The following is a 14,166-nucleotide window of genomic DNA, read 5'->3' as shown; positions in this document are numbered from 1 at the left end:
AAATTTATTTTTTATAAGCAACGTTAGAGTTGTCTAAACGTCAAACAAATACATGTATCTTAGAATAACATTCGTGTTTTTATTTATTTGTCAGGTTTTGTCCGCGCAAATGGTGACTAGCGGAAGTACAACTGGTGACTGTGATTGTTTTGAATTAACTGATGCAGCTGCTCAGGGAGGTTCTGTTTGGAGTCCAACTACAATAGATCTTTCCAATCCTTTTGATTTTACTTTTGAGGTGAACCTAGGAGCGGATGATGTTTGGGGTGCAGATGGAATGACGTTCTCAATGCGACAAGCCGGAACAGGTACTGGAACTTTAGGGTATGGCTTAGGTTACGAAGGAATTTTAAATTCAATCGCGGTAGAAATTGATACGTGGAATAGTTCTCCAACAGTTGCTTCTGATATCTCAGATGATCATATAGGAATGAGTTCTGGTGGGGATGTAGAGCATAACCTTGAGGGACCTTTTGCTATCGCAAATATCGAAGATGACACTTATCATTTATTAAATATCACCTGGGATCCAGTTACTTTAGACTTTGTTGTTTCGTTGGATGGTACGATTATTTTTACGCATACTGAAGATTTAGTAGCAGCTCATTTTGGAGGCGTTCCGGATGTGTTTTTCGGAATGACAGGTGGAACAGGTGGTGTTTTTAATACCCAAACTGTTTGTATGTATCGTACAGCTGATTTTTCTGCGGACTTGGAAACGGTCTGTGTCGGTCAGCCAGTTGAATTTACGGATTTATCATCGAGTGAATTAAATTATGATGATATTGAAATAATTAGTTATAGTTGGGATTTTGACGATTTAACTACATCGATCGAACAAAACCCAATACATGTTTTTGATGCGGTTGGGATTTATACGGTCGAATTAACTGTAACGGATATTTCAGGATGTGAATCGACAGCAACGCTAGATATTGAAGTGCTTGATCCTTTAGATATCGATATAACGAAAACAGATGTGACTTGTTTTGGCGATGACGATGGAACCGCTCTTGCTGATCCACTTACAGGACTTGGACCTTATTCTTATGTTTGGGATACACCATTGGCAGATATAACTGCAGATATAACTGATTTACCCCCTAATACATACACTGTCGAAGTATTAGACGCTACTGGGTGTCCAGGATCTGCAACTGTTACAATAGTTGAGCCAGACTTACTTGAAATTACAGATGTAACAACTACTAATGCAAGTTGTGGAATGAGCAATGGAAGCATGACTATAACAGTTTCAGGTGGTACCTTGCCGTATTCATATAGTATTGATAATGGCGTGACTTTTCAAGCGGATAATGAATTTACAGATTTATTAAATGGGACCTACCGTATAGTGGTAACTGATGGAAACGGGTGTGAAGTTAGAACTGATGGAATAGTAAGATTAGATTCTCCATTTCGTTTTATTGGAGTTGTGGTTACGGCTGAAAGTTGTGTTCCTGCCAACGATGGTTCAATTTTAATTCGAATAAGGGATGGAGTTGGGCCTTTTGAATATAGTATTGATGGGGGGGTGACGACTCAAGCGAGTAATTTCTTTGATTTTTTACCTGGTGATGTTTATGATATTGTCGTAACGGATGATGTTGGTTGTCGAATTTTTGCTGAGGTAGAAGTTGAAGACCTTAGTGATGTTGAAATTGATGCGATAACTGCAACTGATTTATCTTGTTTTAATGATGCAAGTGGAGCGATAGAGGTATTCGCTTCTGGTGGATTAGCACCATATTCGTATAGTATTGATGGAGGTGCTGCTTTTGGACCGACGAATTCGTTCCCTGACTTGGCTAGTGGTACTTATGATATTGTGATTTTTGATGCTGACGGCTGCTCAGCCGATAGTACGGTGGTTTTAACAGAGCCTACGCCGCTTGTTATCGATCCTTTTAGTGTAACACAAGTGACGTGTTTTGGTGATTTGGACGGACAAATAGAATTGACAGGTTCAGGTGGTGTTGGCACAATCGAATATAGTGTTAATGCGGGAATGGATTTTCAGCTATCAGGGGTGTTTACAGATTTGTCTCCAGGACTGTACCCAACGCAAATTCGAGATGATAATTTATGTATTGAAGAACTAGCACTAATCGTTGTTGAACCTGATTTATTGGAAATAGATAATGTTGTTATTACAGATGTTTCTTGTAATGGTTTTTCAGATGGTGAAATTGAAATTGAAGCAATAGGCGGAACAGGTACTTATACTTATAGTCTTGAAGGTGGGCCATTCCAATTATCTCCAGTTTTTGACGGTTTAACAAGTGACAATTATACAATAGTCGTGAAAGATGAAAATGATTGTGAAGCAACGATGGAGGTTGAAATAATGGAACCAACATTATTAAATATGACTTTGGGTCTTGATACAACTATTTGTTTAGGAGGAATGGCTAACTTATGTCCAACGGTTACTGGAGGTACGATGCCGTATAGTTATGAATGGGATGGAAGAGTTGCGGTAGATGCATGTTTAATTACTGATGTGATTGGTGTGCACAGATTACAGGTGATTGATGCGAATACCTGTGTTTCATCTATTGAAGAAGTTGACGTTGCTCAGTATACGCCTTTGTCGGTTATTACGGGGCCTGACAGGTCAATTTGTCCAGGGGATGAAGTGAATTTGTTTGGCGAAGCTGTTGGAGGCGGTCCAAATCCTATTACGTATTCATGGTCGAATAACTTAGATGCAACTACACTAATTGGTCCTGTTCACACACTAAATCCTATGTTAACTATTACTTATACTTTAGAAGTAAGTACTGGTTGTGAGAATACGGCGTCAAGTACAACAAAATTCACGATGTATCCAATACCTGTTGTTTCAATCGTGGCCGATAAGTACGAAGGTTGTGAAGACTTAACGGTTACTTTTAGTAATTTAACAGAGCCAGCACTTATGGCAAATACGGCATGGACTATTGGTGATGGCACAACAGGAATTGGCACTAATTTTACGACAACTTTTACAGAACCCGATTGCTATGATGTTGCGGTGGATATTACTACAGTTAATGGTTGTAAGCTTGATGCAAGTTATACGGATCTGGTTTGTGTTTGGGAGATGCCAAAAGCTGATTTTGACTTTAATCCAGAGGAACCTAATTTGTTTAATCGTGAAGTTGAATTTGAAAATTTATCAGAAGGTGCTACGTCTTATATCTGGACTTTTGGAGATAGAGCTGGTAGCCTGCTCGAAAATCCAAGTCATGAATATCTTGAAGTTGGTAACGCGAATTATAATATAAGACTAATCGCAATAAGTGATTTTGGTTGTGAAGATACGATCACGAAACCAATTCTCCTTGAAGAAGTATTACAATTCTATATTCCTAATGCTTTTACACCTGACGGGAATGGTTTTAATTCAGAATTTAAACCTGTTGTTTTACCAGGGTTCTATCCGAATGATTATAAATTACAAATATTTAATAGATGGGGAGAGTTATTATTCGTATCATACGATTATAATTATGGATGGAATGGAACTTATGATGGTGTAATAGCGCAAGATGACGTGTACATTTGGGAAATTACTTTTCGTGAGAATAAAACGGATAAAAAACATCAAAAAATAGGACATTTTACATTACTGAAGTAGTGTAACTTCGATTTAAATTATCTATTTTTATTCCATGAATATCTTCAATTTCAAAGGCTTCGTATGCTCTCTTTTATTCATTTTAATACCTTGTTTGTCCATAGGACAATCCTATAATCTTAATAAGTCTTGGGAAGAGCTTGGTCCTTATAAAAAGCCAGATACCAAATACGAGTCTAGTGCAGCAGGTATTGGGCCGGTTGAATTCATTAGAGTGAATAAACATGTAGAAGGATACCTTTTGGCTGGATCACTTTCAGGAGGACTTTTTTATTCGACTGATGGTGGAGAAAACTGGAAGAATTCAGGTAGTGATAAATGGAATTATTCTGGGTGTGTTTGGGCTGATTTTCACCCCGTAAATGGCGATACTTGGTTTGCTGTATCTCATCATGATCCGCATGGAAGTTCTCCTGGTTATTCAAAAGATCATGGAGGTCTATTTCGAACCTTTGATAAAGGCGCAACATGGAATAGAGTATTCTCAAATCGAACAGGCGAATATGATCCCTACTTAAAAATTTATAGCACGAGATTCCATCCTACTGATCCTGACAAATTGTACATTTTAACCTCAAGCGGTGTTTTTTATACTAAGAATTGTAATGCGCGAAATATTTACTGGGAAAAGTTACCAAATGTTCAAGGAAATGTTTTTGATATGGATTTTATTTTTGGGTATATGTATATTTCCAATGAATTTAAAGGTAAGTGGTATTTAACTAAAATTGATCAAGAAAATTATTTGGATCAAACTTCTTTAAAGCATATTGATGAACTTGAATGGACAATTTCAAAAATGACAATGACACTGCGTGGAGATAATCTTTTGTTATTATTTAGCTATAAAGAAAGATCCGGTGAAATTCATGAATATGTCATAAAAGAAGATAGTCTTAAACTTTTTGTAAGAGGGCAAAGAAATACTTTTGGTGACGGCAATAATTTTAATGTACCCAGGCATAATCCAAATTATATTTATGTTGGAAACGGAATCTATATGAAAAAGTATAATTTCGAGACTAAACGTATGATGACGCTAAGTCGCGATCATCACGTAGATATTGAGTATATCGAATTTGATCCATTTGACACATCTAAGGTATATCTATGTACGCACGGCGGAGTATATATTTCGGAAGACCAAGGTGAATCATGGGAAAGTAAAAGTAAAGGTATTGGGATCGCTGAAATTTGTGGGATGTCCGTTTCTGCTATGGACCCTGAGCACATCGCTATAGGAACTTATCATGACGGTAGTTCACTGCGTGCAGATTTTAATAAAGATGGAAATTACTTTTGGCGAACTGTTAATGGTGGTGATGGCTTAAAGAACTTGATTCATCCTGAGAATCCTGCAATTCTTTATACCTCAAATCAATACACTTCAGGAGGGTTGCACTTTTCTGTCGATTCGGGAAGAACCAAAATAAACTTGCATCGCTTATATAAAGTCCAAAATTCAGGGTGGGAATTAGATGCGGCATTAGATCCTCAAAACAATGATATTGTATACTTTAATTTTAAAGAAACGAATGACTTTAATAAAGGAAATATAAATATTTGTAGATCTTTATCACCGCATAACGCTGAGTCAGTTGATGTTTTATCAGATTTTAAATCGTCGCACAAGTTAGAGTCATATAAAGTATATCGCATCTTTTTTTCAGAATATTATCCTGACGAATTGATTGCATACGTTTTACATTTTACAAAAGACGAAGCAGGAAATGCACTGACCAAACACCGCTTATTTAAATGTCCCAATGTAAATGTTTCTAAAGAAGAGATTTTAAACTCTTGGATCGAAATAGAGCATCCAGAGAATAATTGGGTCGCAGATGTTGATCGCCATCCTAAAAAGGATAATGTCAATTTTATAGCCTATGGAGCGGGGTATAATGGAGAAGTAGTTGGTTGGAATGATAAGAGAATGATTTATTTGCTTAAGTATAAGGGGGATAAATTAAAATCAAGTAAAGACATCACTAAAAACATCCCTAATTCAAATACAGGAGGGTATAATTTAATCGTTTCGGATAAAAATGGAGGTCAAATTTTCTTTGCCACAAGAAGAGGTGTTTATTTCGCTGAAAAAAAAATGTTATCAGGTAAAAGGTCATGGACTAAATTAGGCGATAATCTTCCTCATTGTAAAGTCGGAGGTCTAATTTATAATAAAGAACATGAGGTGTTGACAGTCGGATATTTCGGAAGAGGAATTTGGCAATACAAATTATATTAAATCAATTTATTTGTTAAATCTTAAAACGCAATTGTTACTTTTATCTACTATTGAATTCTAATTAAAAGAAAATAATCTTATTTATATATGTTAATCTATCTATTTCAACTCGCTACTGTCATATTACCGGCATTAATAATATTTGCAGCGGTATATTATTTCGTTAATAAGTGGGGCCAAATTCAACATGAACGAAACAATATCGCTATGATACAGGCCAAATCTAAGCAACCTGCTGAAAATAAAATAAAACATCACTTTTTTCCATTGCAGGTAGACGCTTATCAGCGAATGGTATTGTTTTTAGAAAGGATCGCTCCAAATAATCTAGTAATGCGTTTAAATAAACCAGGTTTGCCTGCAAGAGCATTGCAACAAGAGTTTCTACAAAATGTGCGTCAAGAATATGAGCATAATTTAGCGCAACAGATTTTTATCTCTGCAGAAGCGTGGTCAATGGTTCAAAATAGTAAAGAAGAGGTTTTAAAAATTATCAATATTGCAGCAACTAAATTAGAGCCAGATGCAGTAGGAAATGATTTGTGTCAAGCCATTTTTGAATTGACTGCACAGCTAAAAAATCAACCTACAGATTCCGCAATTAATTTCCTAAAAAAGGAATTAAATACTTCGTTGAACGGGTAGGTTTTCAACAATTCAATGTTAAAAAACCGTGTTTTTTAGATTAATTTTCAGATTTTTTTATTTCTTTTTAAAAGCGATATTACGAATCATAAGTGCTTTATTTTATACAAGTTAGATTTTTTTATTACGACTGTTATATGCCTTTTGAGAGGGGGGTAACTAATCTTGGACTTTGGTGTTTAAAAATAAATGACTAAATTAGAACGTAACAATAAGAAAAAATGACCGTAAGAAGTCATATCATTAACCCAAAAACAATGATTTAATTTTCTAAAAATAAATTATAGACTTATGAAGAAAAACGACACTGTGAAAGATCAATTTTAACTGTAAAAGTTAATACCAAAATTCAAAAGAAATTATTGTATTGAAAAAAAATCGTCAGAGAACGAATGGGAATTATACCCCCTAATTCTAACACTTTTATTTTTCAATTTTGATAAACAAACCTTCAAATAAATGTAGTGTTTGCAGTCAATTTATTTAAATGACTTGTGTGTAATGAAAACACGAGAGTAGGAGATAGACTGCATTATTTTGAAGATTGAATTTGGGTAGATTACTAAAGAAACCAACAAAAAACTAACCCAATGAAAAATATTAAAATCCTCTTATTCGGATTCGTTCTGATAATTCCGAATTTTATTGAAGCCCAAGATCTACCAGATACATTGAATGCAACAATTACATTAGATGATTGTGTAACCCTTGACACAGATCATGATTTAGTCAATTTTTATAAAATTGATATTGCAGCTTTTGCTTTTGAAAGTGAAAAATTAGCGAATGATCATTTTGGATTCATCGCTAATAACTTTCTAACGTACAATGTGAATCTAAACGAAGAAATTGTGATTCTACAAGTACATAGTGATCGCACACCGGCACGTTATGATGTGGTTTGGTGGAACGCCTATCTCGCCACCTTATGTGGATTTTAATTAAAAAATGATTTTCCTTAACCCAAAACTTATAATCATGAAAATTACACAACTCAAAAGATTTCTATTGCTCTCGGCCATAGTACTCTTTAATTGTCATGTAAATGCTCAGTTAATTGGAGCAAGTGCATACCTTATCGGCGACAATGTCGAAATAGGAATAAATGACGCAGGTCACGAAGGAGCTCCTAGATTACTTGGCTCTAATAACAGATCAAATATTGGAGCAGGTTCTCCGGTATATTTTGGTTTTGTTGCCAATCCACAATTGGACGGGTGGATTAATTATGATGGAGATTTTTTTACTCCTGGCACCCCAGAAAATGGATTTGGTCTAGAGTTCGGTGGTAGCAATTATTCTAATAATGCTTCAGGAGTACTAGAGCAAATCCCTGGTTCTATAACTGATTACGATCGAACAGGTGATTGTATTACGGTTCAATGGGACGGTAGGGTTGACGGTGTAGATATGAAAATTGTTTATCGCCTAGTGACAACAGAATTGTATTATACTACAGAGATTACGTTGACGAATAATGGTGAAGATGATTTGACAGATGTTTATTATTATAGAAATGTAGATCCCGACAATAACATTACTTTAGGAGCAGGATATGGTACAACAAATACTGTTGTTTCTCAGCCTGAACCTGGATGTGAAACAGCGCTAGTAACAGCAACGCAAACTGCACCTTGGGATTCGTATATTGGATTCGGTGCGTTAGGTGCTAATTTTCGTGTTTCTTATGGTGGTTTTGCTAATCGTGATGCCTCTAATATTTGGAATGGTGTTGGTGGCTTGGTAGGAACAGTAGGTGCTTCTATTTTCGCAGATAGGGCAATTTCTTTAGCTTATAAAATAGATGATCTACCAGTTGGTGCTGAAGAAACATTTATGTTTACTATAATTTTAGATGCTGATCAAATTGATGCAGCGTTGTCAAGTTTATATTTATTTGAATATGACGGTACAGTTGGCGAAATTAACGCTTGTGATCCTGTCGTAGATACTGCTTATATATGTCCTGGTGAATCTGTAGAATTATCAATTTCAGGTCCTGATGTTGATGCTTATGCTTGGGTTTGGGGACCTGCTGATGGTTTAACTTTAATAGACGGACCATTAACGGAAGCTAATCCTCTTGTTACAACAGAATATACAGTTGTAGGAACGCCACTGGCGCTTTGTTTATCTTCTCCAATTGAAAAAACGATAATTGTTGAAGTAACTCCTGCACCAGAAATAGCTGTGGAAGACGTGGGTTTGATTTGTGATAAATTTAGTCTCGATGATTTAGATATCTCTAACCTTGAAGGATCCGATGATATAAAAATTCAATTTTACGGTGTAATTCCTGATTCAGTTGATCAGGTTGAAGGAATTTGGATGGAAGATTCGATTGGTTTTGATGATGACGTCTATATTTTGATGTATGATACAATTACGTTTTGTTACGATGTTGAGCCAATTATAATAGATTTTGGTGGAGGTGCAAATGCAGGTTTGGATAGTGCTTTAACTTTATGTAATAGTTTAGGATCTTTATGTGATGTTAATACGCTTATAGAAGGTGGTGTTTTAGGTGGTATTTGGACTGAAACTTCAGACGTTTTATCTGGAGCATTGAATCCGCTAACTGGCATCTTTAATGCAGAAGGTGTCGAACCTGGAATTTATGATTTTAAATACTTAGTTGAAGGTATAGGAGAATGTTCGAATGACTCTGCTTTAATGGTCATCACGGTTAATTTAGAACCGATTGCAGGTGCAGACGGAGCAGAAACATTATGTAATACTGCCGGCAGTATTATTGATTTAGACGACTTATTATTTGGCAACAATGCTACAGGTACTTGGGTTGAAACAACAGCCAGTGGTCAGTTTGATGATGCAACGGGTGAATTTGACGCAAGCGATTTGCCTACGGGTGTTTATACATTTGAGTATACAGTCGTTGGTTTATCCCCTTGTTTACCAGATGTTGCAACTTTCTTAATTACTGTTTTGGATTCTCCTAATGCAGGCGATGATAATAATGTGCAATTGTGTAATTCTCCAGGAACATCAATTGATTTGAATGATTATGTTCTTGCCGGAGATGCTGGTGGAGTTTGGATAAATGATATGGACATGCCAGAAGTTGATTTATTAACAGGTATTGCAACAATAGATGCATGGGATGCTGGAACTTACACTTTTACATATCAAGTAGGCAGCTTATTATTTGCGCTATGTCCACCAGATGAAGCAACTATAACTATTCTAATTCGTGATAACCCCATTATAAATGCCGGTGATGATCTTGAAGTTTGTACTGGAGAAACAGTTTCGTTAGAAGGTGATGGAGCAGGAGCTGAAGGCGTATATTTTTGGGACAGAGGTGTAATAGATGGCGTGCCATTTGAAGTGACAGAAACTAATATTTATACCTTAACTGGTAGAGATGAGCATGGTTGTGAGAATGTTGATGAGGTTTTAGTAACAGCTTTGGCACTGCCAATAATTGATGCTGGACCAGATTTGCCAATTTGTACTGGAGACGACGTTGTATTAGCAGGAACAGGTGCAGGAATCGGTGGTTTTTATGAATGGGATGGTGGAGCAATTGATGGGTTACCAGTTAGTCCAATTGAAACAACAGAATATGCCGTTATTGGAACAGATGCTGCAGGTTGTGAAAATACGGATGTGATGTCTGTAATTGTTAATCCGTTACCAATAATATTTGCAGGCGAAGATGATATTGCTTGCGTTGATGGAGCTGCAACATTAGCAGGTTCAGGAGCAGGGGTTGGAGGTGTATATACTTGGGATAGAGGTATCGTTGATGCGGTACCGTTTTATCCAGTAATTACGGATACTTATACTGTAAGAGGTACTGATATTAATGGATGTTCTGATGTCGATGAGGTGGTTATTTCAATGGTTGATTTGCCAATAGTCTATGCAGGTGAAGACGATGCTATTTGTATCGGAGATGAATTAGTCCTTTCAGGTTCAGGTGCCGGTCCAGGAGCTGAATATATTTGGGATCTAGATGTCGTTGATTCGGAACCATTCTCGCCAATTGAAACTGCAATGTATGTTGTTACAGGTACGGATATGAATGGCTGTAAGTCGACAGATGAAGTTGAGGTTGTCGTAAATACTTTACCTGTTGTTGAAGCAGGTCCTGATAGAGAAATTTGTGTTGGTGATCTAGTAACTTTGGCTGGTGATGGAGCAGGAATTGGAGCAGTTTATGATTGGGATCGTGGAGGCGTTGATGGAATTCCTTTTACACCTATTATAACAGGAATGTATCATATGGTTGGTACTGATGCAAATGGGTGTTCATCAATTGACAGTGTTTCAGTGATTGTAAATTATCTTCCAGTTATTTCTGCAGGTGACGATCGCGCTATTTGTTATGGAGATTCAACATTATTAGAAGCTTCTGGTGCTGGTGTTGGTGGATTTTATTCATGGGAAGGTGGTCTAATAGATGGTGAAATGCATTTCCCAATAGAGACAGATGTTTTGACTGTAATTGGAACCGATATAAATGGCTGTGAAAACTCTGATGAGCTTTTAATCTATATCTATGAAAATCCAGTAATTATTGCTGGTGTAGATACTGAAATTTGTGATGGAGATGAGGTTACATTAGCCGGAGAGGGTGCTGGTGTGGATGGTGTTTACGAATGGGAAGATGGTTTTATTGATGGCGACACTTTCGTTCCTGCGGAAACCGCATGGTATTATTTAACTGGTATGGATGAAAACGAATGTTATGCTAGTGACAGTGTACATATTATTGTGAATCCTTTACCTATAATTAATGCCGGAGAAGATACAGCGATATGTTATGCTGATGATATCATTTTGTCAGCATCAGGTGTTGGTGTTGGAGGAACTTATGAATGGGATGGCGGAATAGCGGATGGAATTACTTTTAGACCTGAATATTCTAATTTATATACAGTGATTGGAACGGACATTAATGGCTGTGTAAACTCCGATAATTTAGAGGTTATGGTGAGAGATTTACCAATGGTTGTAGCAGGTCCAGATCGAACAATTTGTTATGGAGAACTTGTAACTTTAAGTGGTTATGGAGCTGGTGTAGATGGTGTTTATGAATGGTCTGGTTTTGTTGAAGATAGAGTAGAATTTGCTCCAATCTCAACAGCTAACTACGTATTGTCTGCTACAGATGTCTTTGGTTGTTCAAATACAGATGAGGTAACGGTAATTGTAAATCCATTGCCATTTGTTTCAGCACCTTCTGATAAGGAAATCTGTTTAGGAGATGCGTTGCGTCTTAGTGGTGCAGGAATTGCTGCTGGAGGACGTTATGATTGGACATCGGGTATTGTAGATGGTGTTTCGTTTAATCCTTCAATGACCAATACTTATATCGTGACTGGAACGAATGCTGAAGGTTGCTCAAGCACTGATAGTGTTACGGTGACTGTTTTAGCACTTCCCGAAATTGAGATCATTGCAGATAATCCAATTGGTTGTGCACCATTAACGGTTAATTTTATAGCCTTGACTGATGCTGCAAGTTATGAATGGCATTATGGTGATGGAGCGTCTGGTTCAGGCGCATCTGGATCTCATACTTTTATTAATTCAGGTTTGTTTGATCTTGACATCACTGTTATCTCTGAAGATGGTTGTTCTAATTCTGAAACTTACGACGGATTTATTAGTGTTGACGCGACACCAGTCGCAGGATTCTATTATACGCCAGATGAAGTAGTGTCAGGTGATACAAAAGTTCAATTTATAAATACATCTGCTAGAGCAACTTCTTACGAATGGAGTTTTGGTGACGGTACTGCAATGAACACTGAAGCAGAACCAGAACATCAGTATCCTGAATATGGAAACTCGAATTTTAGAATTCGTTTAATTGCAAAATCTGATAATGGTTGTAGAGATTCATCTGAACAAATTCTAAATATTAAAGAGCGTATTCTATACTTTGTTCCGAATGCTTTTACGCCGGACGGTAGTAGTTATAACGATCAATTTTACCCAGTGTTTGTATCCGGATTAGATGTTTTTGATTATAGTCTATATATCTACAACCGTTGGGGAGAAATCGTTTTTGAAACGCATGATGCTGAATTTGGTTGGGATGGTACTTATGGACATAAAGGTCTTGTAGATGACGGCGTTTATATTTGGAAAATGGAATTCGGTGAAACGATGAGTGATAAAAGACATTATGCCGAAGGACATCTAACAGTCTTAAAATAATCCTCTAAAACGACTTAAATTTTAAACAATGTTTGGTAACGGAACTAATATCTTGCAATATAAAATTTCGAACATTTATTGATTTTCTGATATGAATTTAAGTTAAATGGTAGTCCCTCATTTCTTGTAAAATAGAAGTGGGGGATTTTTTTAGTTTGAACTTTACGACGGTTATTTACCTATTGAAAAAATTGACTTCCCTTAACCATTATTATTATACATTATAGTTGAGGTCTTACGCAACTATTGCGCAAAAACATGCGTTTTATAAATAAATAGACCAGATTATGGATTTATTCTCTAATAAATTATTTCGATTAAATTTTATTCTACTCATCGCTTTTATGTTCCTTATAGGGAATTATGAATCGTTTAGTCAGACTGTATTACCAACTAATTCATCACCAGTTGATGATGCCGTAGCTCCTTTAGGATGGACAGTTTTAGTCGGATCGACAGATATTTCTAATAAAGATTTTTGGGCCGGATGGGCTGCATATCCTTGGGAGGATTCACCAGTTGATCCTCCAAATGGGCATCTGGTATGGGTAACAGGGTTTTATAGCGAAGTTGTTGGAACTACAATTACAGATTTAACAGTTGGTGTTCCGTATTCAATGAGTTTTTATATGGCAGAAATGAGGTCTAATGCTGGTGGTCCCCCAGCGCTATACGATGGTACATTGAAAGTTACTGTAGGCGTGGATGAGTTTTTATTTCCTTTCTCTGGTGGTCTCGATAATAGTTGGTCATTAGAATCATTATCTTTTGTTGCAACGGCGGTAAGTATGCCAATGAAATTTGAATATGAAACGGCGATATCTAATGGTAATTTTTGGAACATTTCGTTTAGTGATGATGTTGTGGATGAAGAATGTGACGCACTTACAACAACAGTTTCAAGCACTGATGTTTGTATAGGAGATGAGGTGACACTGGAAGCTAGCTCAGAAAATGGAGGAATTATAATTTGGGATGGAGGAGTGATTGACGGAGTTGCTTTTGTACCGCCTGTTGGGGCAACTACTTACACTGCTACAAGTGATAATGAAGATGATTGTGAGTTTTCTGTTATTATTAATGTGCATGATCCTGATGTAACGGCATCGGTTAATGAAGATGTTATTTGCTTAGGTGAAACCGCAATTTTTACTGGCGGTGGTGCTGATACTTATGTCTGGGATATGGGAGTCACAGATGGTGTTGTGTTTGAACCATTATCAGCTGGAACAATAACTTATACAGTAACAGGAACAGACGCCTTTGGCTGTTCAAATACTGCGACTGTTGATTTGATCGTATCACCGTTGCCCTTAATAAATTTCGAATTTATTGCTGATGGCGTTTCTTCTGAAGATGGCAGTACTGGAGGATGTATTATTAACCCTGTCCAATTTAACGACCTAACCAATATTGATCCCCCTGGCGTGATCACTGAATGGGAATGGCGTTTTGGTGACGG

General features: G+C 36.7%; 6 protein-coding genes. All 6 read left to right on the top strand.

Annotated features, from left to right (window positions below; translation table 11 throughout):
- The first annotated feature begins 52 nt into the window (after positions 1 to 52).
- Positions 53 to 3,622, top strand: coding sequence for a lectin-like domain-containing protein (locus T367_RS0114305; RefSeq protein WP_084274438.1), 3,570 nt, complete (start codon positions 53 to 55; stop codon positions 3,620 to 3,622).
- 94 nt (positions 3,623 to 3,716) lie between these two features.
- A complete protein-coding gene (locus T367_RS0114300; RefSeq protein ID WP_027420466.1) occupies positions 3,717 to 5,867 on the top strand; it encodes a WD40/YVTN/BNR-like repeat-containing protein in 2,151 nt (716 codons plus the stop codon).
- Positions 5,868 to 5,954: 87 nt separating this feature from the next.
- A complete protein-coding gene (locus T367_RS22480; protein WP_051568566.1) occupies positions 5,955 to 6,512 on the top strand; it encodes a DUF7935 family protein in 558 nt (185 codons plus the stop codon).
- A 590-nt stretch (positions 6,513 to 7,102) separates the two neighbouring features.
- Positions 7,103 to 7,453 (top strand): hypothetical protein, encoded by a 351-nt coding sequence (locus tag T367_RS0114290; RefSeq protein ID WP_027420465.1) that lies wholly within the window; start codon positions 7,103 to 7,105, stop codon positions 7,451 to 7,453.
- A 37-nt stretch (positions 7,454 to 7,490) separates the two neighbouring features.
- Positions 7,491 to 12,704, top strand: a complete 5,214-nt coding sequence (locus T367_RS0114285) for a PKD domain-containing protein (RefSeq protein WP_027420464.1) — start codon at positions 7,491 to 7,493, stop codon at positions 12,702 to 12,704.
- A gap of 287 nt (positions 12,705 to 12,991) precedes the next feature.
- Positions 12,992 to 14,166 (top strand): hypothetical protein (locus T367_RS22475; protein WP_035844189.1); only part of this gene is annotated, 1,175 nt, incomplete at its 3' end.

The organism is Crocinitomix catalasitica ATCC 23190 (assembly GCF_000621625.1).
Classification (GTDB): domain Bacteria; phylum Bacteroidota; class Bacteroidia; order Flavobacteriales_D; family Crocinitomicaceae; genus Crocinitomix; species Crocinitomix catalasitica.
The sequence above is the reverse complement of the archived record's forward strand: the minus strand, read 5'-3'. Positions and strand labels throughout refer to the sequence as shown.